This window comes from Rhizobium sp. CF080 (assembly GCF_000282095.2).
Taxonomy (GTDB): domain Bacteria; phylum Pseudomonadota; class Alphaproteobacteria; order Rhizobiales; family Rhizobiaceae; genus Neorhizobium.
In genome coordinates this window covers 529,186-543,115 of the sequence record NZ_AKKC02000008.1, presented here as the reverse complement: position 1 = coordinate 543,115, position 13,930 = coordinate 529,186, and the positions used below count along the sequence as shown (strand labels likewise).

The 13,930-nt window shown below is 61.9% G+C and carries 15 protein-coding genes; 4 read left to right on the top strand and 11 right to left on the bottom strand.

Annotated elements, in window-relative coordinates; genetic code table 11:
• Positions 1 to 26 precede the first annotated feature (26 nt).
• Positions 27 to 2,105, bottom strand: coding sequence for a glycogen debranching protein GlgX (glgX, locus tag PMI07_RS19630; protein WP_037087550.1), 2,079 nt, complete (start codon positions 2,103 to 2,105; stop codon positions 27 to 29).
• Positions 2,106 to 2,177: 72 nt separating this feature from the next.
• Entirely contained in the window at positions 2,178 to 2,429 is a 252-nt protein-coding gene (locus PMI07_RS19625; protein WP_007751412.1) for a hypothetical protein, read from the bottom strand.
• Positions 2,430 to 2,543: 114 nt separating this feature from the next.
• Here PMI07_RS19625 and PMI07_RS19620 point away from each other — a divergent pair, with 114 nt between their 5' ends.
• Entirely contained in the window at positions 2,544 to 2,807 is a 264-nt protein-coding gene (locus PMI07_RS19620; RefSeq protein ID WP_007751414.1) for a hypothetical protein, read from the top strand.
• Positions 2,808 to 2,881: 74 nt separating this feature from the next.
• Complete coding sequence (locus PMI07_RS35985) at positions 2,882 to 3,004, top strand: hypothetical protein (RefSeq protein WP_007751416.1); 123 nt, start codon at positions 2,882 to 2,884, stop codon at positions 3,002 to 3,004.
• 36 nt (positions 3,005 to 3,040) lie between these two features.
• Here PMI07_RS35985 and PMI07_RS19615 read toward each other — a convergent pair whose 3' ends face one another.
• The 5 genes from PMI07_RS19615 to coxB are packed head-to-tail and all read right to left on the bottom strand — an operon-like array spanning position 3,041 to position 8,706.
• Complete coding sequence (locus PMI07_RS19615) at positions 3,041 to 4,105, bottom strand: c-type cytochrome (RefSeq protein WP_007751418.1); 1,065 nt, start codon at positions 4,103 to 4,105, stop codon at positions 3,041 to 3,043.
• The gene (locus PMI07_RS19610) at positions 4,105 to 4,746 is read right to left on the bottom strand and encodes a cytochrome c oxidase assembly protein (protein WP_007751420.1); all 642 of its coding nucleotides are present in this window, start codon (positions 4,744 to 4,746) and stop codon (positions 4,105 to 4,107) included. The genes PMI07_RS19615 and PMI07_RS19610 overlap by 1 nt, the downstream gene beginning before the upstream one ends.
• Positions 4,743 to 5,126 carry a hypothetical protein gene (locus tag PMI07_RS19605; RefSeq protein WP_007751424.1) on the bottom strand — a complete coding sequence of 128 codons (384 nt, stop codon included), beginning with the start codon at positions 5,124 to 5,126 and terminating at the stop codon, positions 4,743 to 4,745. The genes PMI07_RS19610 and PMI07_RS19605 overlap by 4 nt, the downstream gene beginning before the upstream one ends.
• Positions 5,123 to 7,639, bottom strand: coding sequence for a cytochrome c oxidase subunit I (gene ctaD, locus PMI07_RS19600; RefSeq protein WP_007751426.1), 2,517 nt, complete (start codon positions 7,637 to 7,639; stop codon positions 5,123 to 5,125). The genes PMI07_RS19605 and ctaD overlap by 4 nt, the downstream gene beginning before the upstream one ends.
• The gene (coxB, locus tag PMI07_RS19595) at positions 7,636 to 8,706 is read right to left on the bottom strand and encodes a cytochrome c oxidase subunit II (RefSeq protein WP_007751428.1); all 1,071 of its coding nucleotides are present in this window, start codon (positions 8,704 to 8,706) and stop codon (positions 7,636 to 7,638) included. Before coxB ends, ctaD begins: the two co-directional genes overlap by 4 nt.
• Before the next feature lie 201 nt (positions 8,707 to 8,907).
• On the opposite strand from coxB, the gene PMI07_RS19590 reads away from it, so the two are divergent.
• Positions 8,908 to 9,105, top strand: coding sequence for a hypothetical protein (locus tag PMI07_RS19590; protein WP_007751430.1), 198 nt, complete (start codon positions 8,908 to 8,910; stop codon positions 9,103 to 9,105).
• Positions 9,106 to 9,168: 63 nt separating this feature from the next.
• Entirely contained in the window at positions 9,169 to 9,729 is a 561-nt protein-coding gene (locus tag PMI07_RS19585; RefSeq protein WP_007751433.1) for a type 1 glutamine amidotransferase domain-containing protein, read from the top strand.
• 1 nt (position 9,730) lies between these two features.
• Here PMI07_RS19585 and PMI07_RS19580 read toward each other — a convergent pair whose 3' ends face one another.
• The 4 genes from PMI07_RS19580 to PMI07_RS19565 form a co-directional block, all read right to left on the bottom strand.
• The gene (locus PMI07_RS19580) at positions 9,731 to 10,810 is read right to left on the bottom strand and encodes a DNA topoisomerase IB (protein WP_051484227.1); all 1,080 of its coding nucleotides are present in this window, start codon (positions 10,808 to 10,810) and stop codon (positions 9,731 to 9,733) included.
• Between the two features lie 82 nt (positions 10,811 to 10,892).
• Positions 10,893 to 12,593: a sensor histidine kinase gene (locus tag PMI07_RS19575; protein ID WP_051484226.1), complete on the bottom strand. Its 1,701-nt coding sequence runs from the start codon at positions 12,591 to 12,593 to the stop codon at positions 10,893 to 10,895.
• A gap of 169 nt (positions 12,594 to 12,762) precedes the next feature.
• The gene (locus PMI07_RS19570) at positions 12,763 to 12,984 is read right to left on the bottom strand and encodes a hypothetical protein (RefSeq protein ID WP_007751444.1); all 222 of its coding nucleotides are present in this window, start codon (positions 12,982 to 12,984) and stop codon (positions 12,763 to 12,765) included.
• 63 nt (positions 12,985 to 13,047) lie between these two features.
• The gene (locus PMI07_RS19565) at positions 13,048 to 13,848 is read right to left on the bottom strand and encodes a BON domain-containing protein (protein WP_007751447.1); all 801 of its coding nucleotides are present in this window, start codon (positions 13,846 to 13,848) and stop codon (positions 13,048 to 13,050) included.
• Positions 13,849 to 13,930: the final 82 nt, after the last annotated feature.

Genomic DNA, 13,930 nt, shown 5'->3' with positions numbered 1-13,930 from the left:
CTTCCGGAAAGAAAAAGTCAGCCGTTTCACGGCCGGCGGAAGAGCGCGAGACTGCGGCCTTCGAGCTCGAAATCCTTCTCCTTGGTGATCACCAGACCGCGCTTGGAAAGGTCGGAGGTGGTGAGTTCCAGCACCCAGCCGCCCTCGCCGAACTGCGGGATGCGGAACGGCACATTGCCTTCGAACGGGTTGAAGAGCAGCAGCACGTCGTGCCAGATGCCTTCCTCTTCCTTGAGGTCGGGCCGGCCGATATAGAGCCCGAGCGTCGAACCCTCGTCCCACTGTTCGGGCGTCTGGAAGCCGCCACCGGCGTTGAACCATTTGATGTCCAGGCCGTCCCGCCAGTTCTCGCGGCGCAGCAGCGGCTGTTCACGGCGCAGCTTGATGAGCTGGCGGGTGAACTCGCGAAGCTCCTCGCAGCTCTCCGGCAGGTTTTCCCAATGCACCCAGGAGATTTCGCTGTCCTGGCAATAGCCGTTGTTGTTGCCCATCTGGCTGCGGCCGAACTCGTCGCCGGCAAGCAGCATCGGCGTACCGTGCGAGAAGAACAGCGTGGCGAGAAAGTTGCGCTTCTGGCGGTCGCGCACCGCGTTGATGCCCTCGTCCTCGGTCGGACCCTCGGCACCGTAATTGTAGCTGCGGTTGTCGTTGTGGCCGTCGTTGTTATCTTCGCCGTTATCCTCGTTGTGCTTCTCGTTATAGGAAACAACGTCGTTCAGCGTGAACCCGTCATGGGCAGTGATGAAGTTGACGCTCGCCCATGGCCGGCGGCCGCGCTGATCGTAAAGATCGCCCGAGCCAAGCACGCGCGCGGCGAAATCCGTCGGTACGTTGTCGCCCTTCCAGTATTCGCGCACCGTGTCGCGATACTTGTCATTCCATTCGGCCCAGCCGGGCGGAAAACCGCCGACCTGATATCCGCCGGGACCGATGTCCCACGGCTCGCCGATCAGCTTCACCTTGGAAAGCACCGGATCCTGGGTGATCGCGTCGAAGAACCCGCCGCGCTCGTCGAAACCCTGCGGTTCACGGCCGAGGATGGTGCCAAGGTCGAAACGGAACCCGTCGACATGCATGCTCTCGGTCCAGTAGCGCAGCGAATCCATGATCAACTGCAGCACGCGCGGATGCGAGGTATTGACGGTATTTCCGGTGCCGGTGTCGTTGATGTAGTAGCGATGCTGGTCGGGCATGGTCCGGTAGTAGGAGTAATTGTCGATGCCCTTGAAGGACAGTGTCGGCCCGAGTTCGTTGCCCTCGGCCGTGTGGTTGTAGACCACGTCGAGAATGACCTCGATGCCGGCATCGTGGAAAGACCGTACCATGTCGCGAAAGCCCTGAATGCCTTTCGGGCCGTAATAGCGGGACGCGGGCGCGAAAAAGCCGAGCGTGTTGTAGCCCCAGAAATTATGGAGCCCCTTGTCGAGCAGGTGCTGGTCATCGGGGAAATAATGGACAGGCATCAGTTCCACGGACGTAATGCCGAGGCTCTTGATATAGTCCACCGAGGCCTTGTGGCCCATGCCTTCGAACGTGCCGCGCAGGTCCTTGGGAATGCCCGGATTGAGCTGGGTGAAGCCCTTCACATGGGTCTCGTAGACGATCGTCGCCGGCCAGGCGATATTCGGCCGGTTCTGGTCCTTCCAGTCGAACTCGTTCGGATCGATGACCCGGCATTTCGGCATGTAGGGCGCGCTGTCCCGCTCGTCGAAGACCAGGTCCTTGTCTTCATGCAGGAGATCATAGGCGAAATGCGCCTCGTTCCAGTCGACATCGCCGACGAATTCGCGCGCATAGGGGTCGATCAGAAGCTTGTTCGGGTTGAAGCGATGGCCGTTTTCCGGATCGTAGGGTCCGTGCACCCGGAAGCCGTAGAGCGCACCCGGCTTCAGCCCCGGCACATAACCGTGCCAGACCTCATGAGTGTATTCGGGAAGTTCGAGCCTCGCGATCTCTATCTTACCGCTCGGGTCGTAGAGACAAAGCTCCACGCGCTCCGCATGGGCGGAGAAAATCGCGAAATTGACGCCCTCGCCGTCAAAATTGGCTCCAAGCTGAAGCCAGGAGCCGCGCTCGATAACCAAGTGGTTTGATCTCGTATCCATGCCACACCCAATTGAAAGACTGACGTCATAATGGTGCGGCACAGCATTTCGTTCCCTGAGCGGGTAGATAAACTACTTCCGCCGATGCGCGTCGAGCGCAATCACCTTCTCGACCGCCGCGACATCTTCGGCTGTTGCGGCAGGGATCGGATCGCCGGCGATGGCTTCCAGAACCTCCGGCGCCAGCGCGCCGTTGCGGATGACGTATTCCAGCGCCTCACGGGTCTGCCGCTCGGCCCTTAACTGCGCGTAAAGCGCCAGGATCAGCCGGTCGCGGACGTCGCGCTGGTCGTGGCTGCCTCCTGTCTTGGCGAACTCTGCCATGGTCTTCCTCCATGTTCATGATCAAGGGTGAACTTTCGGTCGCCGCGATTGTTCCCTCCGCCAAAACCTCCCCTATCTCCTTGAAGAAGCGAAACACGGGATGAGGAGGAAACCATGTCGGAGCTGACACCGCATGAACTGGAAGGGCGACTGAATGCCCATCGCGAAGTACTGATCGAGCTCTTGTCGGCCATGATCGGCGGTGAAGTGACCATCACCTCGTTCCTCAGAAGTCTGCGCGATGACGCCACGTTCAAGGACAACGAGGAGGACCCGGGCCTGTCGCCGGATGGAGCCTTCGCGATCGAGAATTCCGCCGCCCGCGAGGTGCGCTCAATCCTGGAAGCCGCCCGCGCCAGGGCCGACGCGGACAAATAGTAAGACCTTGTTAACCAAGCACTTTCACATTTAAGGCGATATCGCCACGTTTATGGCCATTTCGTGGAACTACAATGCGACTTTCTCGTTCATTCACGACCGAAGCGATGGAGGCGACGATGGTCAGAGAATGGGTAGAAGCGGCAGGTTTCGTTCTGGTGATCGCCGCCTGTTACATGATGGTCATCCCGGTCTAAATTTTTAAGCTCCTGGGGAGGAGAGCGGCCTTGAACTCAAGGCCCACTGCTCTCGCGGCTGGCAAAAAAGGCCGCGAGAGCGGCAAAATCTTCATCCGCCAAGTTTTTTGCCACCGCGGTCATCAGGTGGCTGAAGGAAGACCCGCCTCGGACACCCATGTGAAAAAGGCGGAGCTGACGCTCCAGATAAGGGGCGTTTTGACCCGAAATGCGCGGATAGGCGGGATTGCCGCCGGGCTTTTCGTGGCAACTGAGGCAGGCGGGAATTTTGTCTGCCGCTCTTCCCCTTTCCGCGATCTCGCGGCCCTTTTCCGCGAGCTGCGCGTCCACCGGCGCAGCAGGCCTTTGCGGCCTCGCCTGCCTGGCATAGTAGCGCGCAAGCTCGGGCAGGCTTTCCTCCGTCAAGCTACCGACCGCCACTTTCATGATGCCGCTTGCCCGTTCGCCATGCGCATAGGCGCGCAGACTGTTCAGGAGATAGGCTTCCGATTGGCCAGTGAGCCGCGGAATGACGCTGTTCGCATCGAGCCGCTTTTCCGCGTGACAGCTCTCGCAGGTGATCGGCAGCGGCGAAACTTCGCCCGCCGTCCCGATACCATGCAGGCCGGACATCCGCAGATAGGCGTCGCTGTCCATCCCCGGAAGCTTGCGCAGAAACGCCACCATGTCCCAGACCTCGTCGTCGCGCACCTGCGCCGGCCAGGCCGGCATGCCGGTGAAGCGCACCCCATGCTTGACGATCTCGAAGAGCTGCGCGTCGCTCCAGCTGGGCACCACGGTCTTCAGGTCCGGTGGCGGCGGCAACATGGCGAGCACGGCGCCGGAGCGCCCCTGTGCCGGCGAGCCATGACAGATGGCGCAGCCGGTTTCGAAATGGCCGGCAGCCGGCGGCAGCCAGGCCGGGTTGTCGAGCGGCGGCACTTCGACAGCAAGCGCCGCGGTGCGGATGGAATTGCGCATCACCCAGTGCAGGAACCAGTCGGTCACCGCCCAATGGCCGGTGCTCGCCTTGACGCTCATCAGCCCGGACCAGGCGAACCCCAGCCCCAGCAGCGGCGCCACGATCACCAGTATCGCGAGATATTTCCAGCGGATCGTCATCAGCCATTCCTCCCCGAAGGCTCCGGCACCCGGTCATTGAGCGTGCGGGCGAGAAGCGCCACGCCGCCGACGAGATAGACCACCGCTCCGACCAGCAGCATGACAACCCCGCCGGCCTGCTGATCCGCTGCCGCCGAAAGCGTCACGCCGAGACAGCTCACCTCGCCCTCACCGTAAAGCGCACGCGGCGAAAGCGCCAGCAGCGCGCCAAGCAGCGTCATGTGCATGGAGGTGAAGAGCAGGCCGAACGTGCCGGCAAGCCGCCGCTCCTCCCGGCCCGTCGCCGCCCCGCCGAGGCAGGAGAGCCAGAGAGCAAGACCTGCAGCCAGAAAGACGACTTGCTCCAGCGCCGCAAGAAACGGCGAGGTCTCCGGCAGAGCCCGCAGGGCAGGAACATGCCACATCCAGACGGCGAAGAGTTCGATAAGCGAAGCGGTGAGCGGAGTCAGCCAGCGCTGGTTTGCGGAAAAATCGAAACGCGTCCCCGACAGGCCGATGGCGATCAGCGGCGCCGCACCCGCAACGACGCCCATATGGGCGATCATATGCACCGAGAAGGATGACCGGTCTACAAGCGGCAGCAGGACGGCCCAGAGGGCAAACACCACAACCAGGCCGCTGATCAGCGCGGCCTTCCTCATGACTGGCACCCCGCGATGAAGATCATCGGGATCGCCATGTAGAGGACGGCGACGAAGCTCAAGCCGGACAGCAGCAGCGTCGCGAACCCCTGGAACAGCGTACGGGCATGGCGGGTCGCCTCGTCATGGAGCGGATCGCCGGCGCCGAAACCCCATTGCCGCCAGGCGAGCCAGGCAGAGAACACGATCACCGCCAGCGCCAGCGCGGTTATGACGCCGAGCGCGATCCGCACTGTGTCGAACGAAACCTCCGAAGCGAGGCCCTTGGCGCAGAAGACCGCGACCGTTGCGTAGCAGACGATGAAATGCAGCGCCCAGACGGTCGGGGCGGTGAAGAGGGTCCAGAGGGTTTCGACCTCGCGCGGAATGAAGCTCTTCATGTGCTTACCAATGGAAACAGGCCGAGGACCACGAAGGTGACGACGGCGGTAAAGGCCATGAAATGCCAGTAGAGCGTGACGTTGCGGATGTCCTGATCGTATTCGGCAGTCATCCGGCCGGCAAGGCTGCGTGCCAGGCAATAGGCCTGCATGATCGCGCCGACCACACCATGCGTGACCGTCCAGATCGCGACGATCCAGACAATCGCGGGATAGACGTGCGCTGTGGGATCCATGGCGTGGACATAGGGACCGACAAGACCTGCCAGCGAGGCGGCGACCGCGACGGCAAAGGCTGCCACGAGTGCCAACCGCGCACCTGTTGGGCCTTTCTCGTTGAGTTCACGCGCCAGGAGTGTCAGGCCCCAGGCGAAGACGTAGAGCACCAGCGCCACCATCGGCCACAGGACGCCTGGTCCGTCCGCGATCGTGGTGAAGTCATTGTGGATGGTCCAATAGAAGAAATAGCCGAAGACCAGGCTTGCGAAGGCCGTGCCGTCACCGACCATGGTGATGAACATCGCCCACCAGCCGACCGAGGCCGGCCCTGAAACGTAGACTGGCAATTTGAGCCCAAGCCCGACATCGATTTCCGGCGCTTCCGGTATCGGTGCGGTTCCGTTCCAGAGCCAATGGATAATCGCGATGAAAGTGATGATCGCGAAGACGATCGTGGTGATCCACAATTTGAACGTCAGCGCGATGAAGACACCGCCCAGCGCCAGCGCCGCGATGATCGTGACATGGGAAACGCCGCCGACCCGCAGGCACTGGATCGGCTCGGCATCGAGAACCGAGGTCACCAGCGTCTCGCGTTTTCCTGATTTCGCATCCGGCAGATAGAAGCGCCCTGCCTCGATATCCGCCTGCAGGTCAGGCTGGTCCCAGAGCGGATAGCGGCTGGTGATGATCGGCACCGAGCGCATGCCCCAGCTTTCGGACGGATCGTTCGTCCATTCGAGGGTGCCCGAATTCCATGGATTGAGGTTGCGCCCCTCAGGCTCCGGCTTCGGGCGAAAGATGTCGATCAGAACGGTCGCGACGCCCGCCGCGAAGATGAATGCGCCGATGGTGGAGATGAGGTTGAACCAGTCCCAGCCGATACCTTCTGGATAAGTGAAGACGCGTCGCGGCATGCCGCGCAGCCCGGAAAAGTGCATGGGGAAGAAAGCGATGTTGAAACCCGCAAACATCAGCCAGAAGGCGGCCTTGCCCCAGGCATCGCCGAGCTTCTTTCCCGTCACGAAGGGAAAGTAATAATAGATACCGGCAACGACCGGAAACAGCATGCCGCCGATCAGTACGTAATGCAGGTGGGCGACGATGAAATAGGTATCGTGCGCCTGCCAGTCGAACGGGACGAGCGCCACCATGACGCCGGTCAGCCCGCCGACCACGAAGATGATCAGTCCCCCTGCCCCGAACAGCATCGGCACCGAAAAAATGACGCGGCCGGCGAGCATGGTGGCGATGAAGACGAAGATCTGCACCCCGGTCGGGATGGCGACCGCCTCCGACGCTGCCGAGAAGAAGGCGAGCGAGATCTGTGGCAGGCCTGTCGCGAACATGTGGTGCACCCAGAGCCCGAAGCTCAGGAACCCGGTGCCGACAGCGGCGAGCACGATCCAGGAATAACCGACGATCGGCCGCTGCGAGAAGGTCGGAACGATCATCGCCATCAGCGCGATGGCGGGCAGGAAGATGATATAGACCTCCGGATGGCCGAAGATCCAGAACAGGTGCTGCCAGAGAAGCGGATCGCCGCCGCGCGTCGCATCGAAGAACGGCCAGTCGAACATCCGCTCCATCTCGAACAGGATGTCGCCGGCGATCAGCGGCGGGAAGGCGAAGAGGATCATGCCTGCGACGATCAAGAGGTACCAGGCGAACATCGGCATCAGGTTGATGCGCATGCCGGGCGCCCGGCATTTCATGATGCCGACGATGATTTCGACGGCGGCGGCGATCGACGCCACCTCGATGAAGGACAGGCCGAGCAGCCAGATATCCGCGCCGATGCCAGCATATTCGTCGTCGGTCGCCAGCGGCGGATACATGAACCAGCCCGCATTCGGCGCCGCGTTGAAAAAGATCGAGCCGCAGACGAAGACGCCGCCGATCAGAAAACTCCAGAAACCGAAGGCGGACAGACGCGGGAACGGCAGTTCCCGGGCGCCCAGCATCGACGGCAACAAGAAGATCGCCACGGCCTCGAAGATCGGCACGGCGAACAGGAACATCATCACCGTACCATGCAGCGTGAAGGCCTGGTTGAAGAGTTCCGCGGAGATGAAATCGTTCTCGGGCACCGCCAGTTGCAGGCGCATCAAAAGCCCGAGCAGGCCGGCGAACAGCATGAAGGCGAAGGCGGTGACGCCGTACCAGAGGCCGATCTCGCTGTTGTTGACCGACGTCCAGTAGCGGATGCCCTTCGGCGTTTCCCACACCTTGCGGAGCCGCTCCTCCTGCGCCGTGCGCTCTTCCGGCGAAAAATTGCCGAGTTCCACGGTCATCTGAGCCCCTTCAGATAGGCGGCAATCCGCTCGATTTCAGCATCCGGCAGCATGGAAAAATGCGGCATGCGGGCTTCCGGTTTGATCTTCCCCGCATCGCGGATGAAGCTCGCGATATGCTCTTCCAGATTAGGCCGCGTCCCCGCTCCCACCGAGCCGCGCTCGCCGAAGGCAGTGAGATCCGGCCCGATCGTGCCACGCGCTTGCGTGCCGGAGATCGCGTGGCAGGCGGAACAGCCGTGGCGGAGAAAGGACGCGAGCCCTTCGGCATCCCGAGCGCCGGACGAAGCCCGCCGCGCCGCGATCCAATCCTCGAAGGCTTGGCGCTCCATGGCGAGCACGGTGAAGGCCATCAGCGCATGCGAGGCTCCGCAGAATTCGGCGCAGACGCCGCGATAGATGCCGGGCTTTTCGGCGAGCAGCGTCAGCCGGTTCTCGCGGCCAGGGATCATGTCCATCTTGCCGCCGAGCACGGGGATCCAGAAGGAATGGATGACATCGGGCGATTTCAGCGAAAAGACGACGCGCTCGCCCACAGGAATACGCACCTCGTTGGCCGTCTCGAACGCCGGTTGGCCGCCTTCTTCCAGATACCGGACCCGCCACCAGAACTGCTCGCCGGTGACGTCGATACGGCGCATGCCGCCGTCCGCGCCCCCGAACCAGGGGCGGACATTCGGCATCAGCCAGACCGCGTAGGAGAGCAGGGACGCGAGGATGACAGTCGGCAGGAGCGCGCCGCACCAGAGAATGACCCGCGCTGCCGCCTTTTCGGAATGCACCTGCCTCTTGCGCACCGCATAGAACAGCATGCCGACCACGCCGGCCCAGATGGCCACGCCGCCGATCAACATCGTGAAAAACAGGGTGGCGACATCCGCCGCTTCGCGTCCCGCCGGATCGAGCGCCGACTGGACACCGGAGCAGGCGGAAAGAAACGGACAGAGGATGAGGATGAAGAAACTCGGCCGAGTCTTCTGCCGGGGGCCGCCCGGGACGCCTTGCCGTCTGAAACTGCGTCTTGATCGGATTGGCCGGCTGCAGCCGGTCAAGCGGTCATCATTCATCCGACATGTACCCGGCAGGTCCAATCCGCAGCCGAAGAGCCGCGAAAACATTCGGGCCCGAACGTGCTGCCCGGGATTTTGTTCCAGCCGCCGGATAACTTTATGTAACCGACTGTGAAAAAGATGGAACGAATCCTTTTGCGATGGGTTTGCTCCCCTGTGAACGGGCCAACCGCCCAGCTTTCGCGACGGGAGAAAATCATGAGACACTTTCTAAAAATGCTCAGAAACAGGCTCACCGGCACTCAGCAGAAGAAGACGTTTGCCGTGGCCCATCCGGAAGAACTGCAGGTCGTCGTACCCGGTGCCGTGGTTCTTCCTTTGCCCAAGTCACCCCGCGAAGAAATCAGCGTCCCCGCCTCCATCAACGGCCGGGACCTTTCGACCGGTCGGCTTTGAAGCCGTCGGTTCCACCCAGAAAAGATTTTGAACGACCAGACTGTCCAACAAAAGGAGACCAGAATGACCACCATCGAGTCCGCCAACATCCTGATCCTCGCGGCCGACGGCTACGAACGGTCGGAGCTGCGCGTCCCCATGGAGGAACTGAGAAAACGCGGGGCCGAGGTCAAGATCGCCTCCATCAAGGCAGGCGAGATCAAGAGCTGGGACAAAAAGGACTGGGGTGACAGCGTCCCGGTCGATCTGGAAGCCAGGGACGTCAAGGCGGAGGACTTCGATGCCCTCGTTCTGCCGGGCGGCCAGATCAACCCCGACATCCTGCGGAACAACGAAGACGCGATGAAGGTCGTGCGCGATTTCGTCAAAAGCGGCAAGCCGGTCGCGGCAATCTGCCATGGCCCTTGGCTGCTGGTGGAAGCCGATGCACTTCGCGGCCGCAAGGCGACATCCTATCGTTCGATCCGCACCGATATCCGCAACGCCGGCGCATCCTGGAAGGATGAGGCTGTGGTGGTCGACAACGGCATCATCACCTCGCGCTCGCCGGAAGATCTGCCGCAATTCGTGGCGAAGATCGTCGAGGAAGTCCAGGAAGAACGCCAAAATCGCCGGGCAGCGTAACTTAAACGCAAACCTGGTCCCGGCCGCCCGCAACCTCCTCGCGGGCGGTCGTCGCGCAAGTTGCCGAGACTTCCTTGAGGAAAGCCAGGAGCCGCCGTTCGTTGGCACGCAACTCCTTTGGCCCGTTCAACACCGCCTTATTCCTCATCACCTTTTCCAGCGGCGAAACGTCCTCTGACAGAGCAAGAATGCTCGGATGGATATAGCTCGACCGACAGACAGCCGGCGTGTTGTGCAAGGCATGCGACGCCGCCTTGCACATCGCCTTGATCTTCGGGCGCCTGCCCTCTTCTTCCACCACCTCCCAGGCTGCCATCAAGGCAGCGAGACTGCCGCCCCAGGTGCGGAAGGTCTTGGCCGAAACCGCAAACCCAGCCGCCTTGGCGAGATAGGCGTTCAGCCGGCCTGAATCGATCGCATGCGGCACGCCCTGCTCGTCCGGCCAGGAAAACAGCTGCCGACCCGGCAGGTCGGCGATCTCCTCGAAAATGCGTTGCAGACGGGGATGTTTCAGCGTGTGCTGGACACGCTGACCACCCTTGGCGACGAAGCGCAGCATAATCGCCTCGCCTGACAGCGTCATGTGGCGTTTCAGGAGCGTTGTCGCGCCATAGGTCTTGTTCTCCTTGGCGTAGAGACGGTTGCCGACCCGCAGATGGGTCGCGTCCATCAGCGCCACCAGCGCGGCGATCACCGCATCGGACTTGTCGAGGCCGAGTTCCAGATCGCGTTTCGCCTTGCGGCGGATGCGCGGCAAAGCTTCGCCGAACCGGACGAGCTGATCGAACTTGCGCTCGCTGCGGAAGTTCTGCCAGTCGACATGATAGCGATACTGCTTGCGGCCGCGGGAATCGTAACCGGTGGCCTGCAGGTGCCCGCGCGGATCGAGGCAGATCCAGACATTCTCATAGGCGGGCGGCAGCCCAAGTGAAGAGATCCGCAAGCGATGCTCCGGATCGGCAAGCAGGGTGCCGTCCGGCAGACGGTAGGTGAAGCCCTTGCCGCGTTTGAGCCGGCGGATACCGGGCTCCGTATCGCTGACATAAGTAAGGCCGATGGTTTTCAGGGAATCTTGATCGATGTCGATGGTGGTGAGCATGGCGTCCATGGCCAATCAAACGGCAAGGACCGCTCCTTCGTTCCGGCGCTGCCGATCACAACAGCTAGACGGCAATGTCCTTGAGGCTTTCGGCGCCCTCGCCTCTTTCGAAGGAAGCGCGCGGCGCGTTCAAGGTCCAGCAAAGCCCCTCCTTGCGGAAGTCCACCTCGACATGGCCCGCAAAAGCCGCGGCTGCATGGCGCTTGATGATCGTCGTGCCGAACCCGGTACGGGAAGGCTCGCGAACCGCAGGACCGTTCTTCTCTTCCCAGACCAGTTCCAGCCGGCTCTCGCCATCGTCTTCGTCAATCAGGTCCTTCCAGGCGATGTGCACCTCGCCCCGCGGCACGGAAAGCGCGCCATATTTCACCGAGTTGGTCGCAAGCTCGTGGAGGATCAGTCCGAAATTCTGCACTGCTTCGGCTTTCAGGATGAAGTCCGCGCCCTGCATCTGGACGCGGTCGGCCGCATCCGCGAATGTACTCATGTGGATTTCGATGACCCGGCGGATCGAGACCCCGGCCCACTGTTCCTTCGCCAGCGCCTCGATCGACTTGCCAAGGCCCTGGAGACGGGTGCTGATCGCCTTCTGGAATTCCTCCATCGTGGTGTCCTGGCGCGACAACTGGCGCATCATCGCCTGGATCAGCGTGAGGATGTTCTTGGTACGATGCACCAGCTCATGCAGGATAAGGTGGATCCGGTCTTCCGCCTCGCTGCGGTCGAAGGAGGCATTCGAAAGTGCTACCGCGACCTGGTTGGCCTCGCGGATCTTCGTCTCCACCGGAGAGACGATTTCGCCCTTGCCGATCCTCTCCGCCATTTCGGCGATCTGCCGGATCGGGATGCGAAGCTGGCGGCCGACGAGCCAGGCGATCAGCATGCCCACGGCAAGGAAGATGGCGCCGCCGGCGATCAACTGCCGCCACGTGGTGAGAATACTCGCCTGCGCCGCATCAATCGGCCCCCAGACGACCGCCTTCCAGGTCCAGCCGGTGATCTGCGCGTAACCGTACATTTGCCGGCGGTCGCCGTCGACATCCTCGATCGTGCCCTTGAAGCCCGTCATCAGCTTGAGCGTATCGGACGGAAACGGCGTACCGGAACTGAGCGCATGGGCGCCGAGCGAGGTCACCACCTGCCCCGCTCCGTCGATGACCGCTACCGACCAGCCGGCCGGAAGACCTTCCGTCGAGATGAGCTTCTGCAGGTCCTCGGCATTCTGCGTCATGATCATCGCGGAACCCGAATAGGAAATCTCCCTGGCCAGGGGCATCGTGATGTTGAAGACATGCTTGCCGCTGGTGTTGCCGAAAAAGACGTTGGAGACCTCGGTCACGCCGCTGCTCAGAGCGGATTGGAGCGCAGGCATGTTGGAGATCTTGCCGAGCGGCGTCTCGAACGGAACGCGGGTGTTGAGCCGTTGCTGGCCGTCCGCATTGACGACGAGAATATAGAGAGAATTGGAGCGGAGGCTGTTCTGGGTCCGGTTGTGGAAAGCGCGAAGGTCGCCCGCCTCAAGTTCCGGCGAGGTCACCAGCAACCTCAGCGTCGTCGCCATGTCCTGCAGTTCGCGATCGATCGAGCGGGCGATGAGCTGAGCATCCTCGGCGGTTTCGCCCGCGAGAATTTCCCGCTCGTTCGCCTCCAGCTCCATCATCAGATAACCGACGAAGATCAGCAATGGCAATGCGACGCCAGCCGCCAGAGCGACCAGATAGGCACCGATCGGCGCCGTCGGGAAAAACCGCGAAATTCTAAACATCCCGCGCATTTACCCTATAGAAAAAGCTGCAGGTGCCTGTGCTACCTGCCGGCATTGTGCATTTCCGTTTCCCGCCATCTGCTAATATTCCCGCCGGCTTTTCTAGCCGGTTTTAGACGTCGGGCCAAGGATTGATTGCCGGCGATGCGTTTTCGGCGGAAGGCGCAGCTCAACTCTGCCGGGACCGTTCCTCGACGTCGAAATTCACGTCCCAGTCCTTTTCCAGCACCTTTTTGCCAGGTGGATTGCGGTGCGTCGTCGCGTCGTCGGAACCCGTGATTACCGTCGGCTTGGCGCTGGCAACGCCATTTGCCTTGCCGTCGGCTTGGGATTTGGCGTACTGCCCCTCCGCATCCTCGTGGATTTTGGCGGTGTCATTGTTCTCGGTCATAATGTCTCCTTGCCGATTGAAATCAGGCCACCGGCAGCGGCCTGACGCGTGGACCACACCGGATCAGATCGTGGTTGAACCGGTCAGCGTATCGGTCGAACTATTGTTGATCCGCAGGTTGTTCTGGACGTGCCGGACGCCGGACACGTCATCCACGAGATCCTCGGCGCGGCGCTTGTCCCAGCGGCTCGATACGAAGCCGTCGAGCGTCACTTCAGCCGCCTGAACCGTCACGGTGATGTTGGACGCGTCCAGCACCGGGTCGTCGCTCAGGCGATCGTTGACGTCTTCCTCGATACGGGCGTCGGAGCGCTGGTAACCCTTCGGCCCCTTGCCGCGATGCTCGTCCATCTTCCGGCGACGTTCAGCGTCTTCATCACCGAACCAGGAGGCAACCTCATCGCCAGCCCGCTCCATGAAGCCGCGCTGACGTCCATTGTCTTCCGAACCACGGAAGCGGCTGTCCGAACCCTGGCGGCTTTCGCCGCTGAACCGATAGTCCGAACCGTAGCGGTCGCCATAGGCCTGGTTGACGCGATTGCGGCCGGGCTCATAACTGAACGAGGAAGGCCGGCCACGATAGGATTCACGAGCCCAGGCCTGCGAGCGGTCCGAATCACCATAACCCGCCTCGAACCCGCCATCGTCGGAAGCCCATTGCTCGCCGCGGCCATAACGGGAGAAACGCGAACGATCGCCATCCTCGCGATTTGCATTGCCGCTCCGCTCATCGTCACTGAAACCACGCACATAACCTGTATCGCCCGGGCGATAGTCGCTGGAGGACTCGCGTGCGAAATCACGCTCGTCGCGCATACGGTCGTTCCGATACCCGCCCGATTGGGAATAATTTCCACTAGCCATTGTCTGTCTCCTCGGTCTGGTTTGGTCCCCTTTCGCATGGGACGCTGACCCAACCCCGCCTTCCCCGGATTGTTCCGTTTTT

Excerpts from the sequence above, each read along its gene's own strand:
- glgX (WP_037087550.1), bottom strand. The coding sequence starts at position 2,105 with ATGGATACGAGATCAAACCACTTGGTTATCGAGCGCGGCTCCTGGCTT.
- PMI07_RS19625 (WP_007751412.1), bottom strand. The coding sequence starts at position 2,429 with ATGGCAGAGTTCGCCAAGACAGGAGGCAGCCACGACCAGCGCGACGTC.
- PMI07_RS19620 (WP_007751414.1), top strand. The coding sequence starts at position 2,544 with ATGTCGGAGCTGACACCGCATGAACTGGAAGGGCGACTGAATGCCCAT.
- PMI07_RS35985 (WP_007751416.1), top strand. The coding sequence starts at position 2,882 with ATGCGACTTTCTCGTTCATTCACGACCGAAGCGATGGAGGCGACGATG.
- PMI07_RS19615 (WP_007751418.1), bottom strand. The coding sequence starts at position 4,105 with ATGACGATCCGCTGGAAATATCTCGCGATACTGGTGATCGTGGCGCCG.
- PMI07_RS19610 (WP_007751420.1), bottom strand. The coding sequence starts at position 4,746 with ATGAGGAAGGCCGCGCTGATCAGCGGCCTGGTTGTGGTGTTTGCCCTC.
- PMI07_RS19605 (WP_007751424.1), bottom strand. The coding sequence starts at position 5,126 with ATGAAGAGCTTCATTCCGCGCGAGGTCGAAACCCTCTGGACCCTCTTC.
- ctaD (WP_007751426.1), bottom strand. The coding sequence starts at position 7,639 with ATGACCGTGGAACTCGGCAATTTTTCGCCGGAAGAGCGCACGGCGCAG.
- coxB (WP_007751428.1), bottom strand. The coding sequence starts at position 8,706 with ATGAATGATGACCGCTTGACCGGCTGCAGCCGGCCAATCCGATCAAGA.
- PMI07_RS19590 (WP_007751430.1), top strand. The coding sequence starts at position 8,908 with ATGAGACACTTTCTAAAAATGCTCAGAAACAGGCTCACCGGCACTCAG.
- PMI07_RS19585 (WP_007751433.1), top strand. The coding sequence starts at position 9,169 with ATGACCACCATCGAGTCCGCCAACATCCTGATCCTCGCGGCCGACGGC.
- PMI07_RS19575 (WP_051484226.1), bottom strand. The coding sequence starts at position 12,593 with ATGTTTAGAATTTCGCGGTTTTTCCCGACGGCGCCGATCGGTGCCTAT.
- PMI07_RS19570 (WP_007751444.1), bottom strand. The coding sequence starts at position 12,984 with ATGACCGAGAACAATGACACCGCCAAAATCCACGAGGATGCGGAGGGG.
- PMI07_RS19565 (WP_007751447.1), bottom strand. The coding sequence starts at position 13,848 with ATGGCTAGTGGAAATTATTCCCAATCGGGCGGGTATCGGAACGACCGT.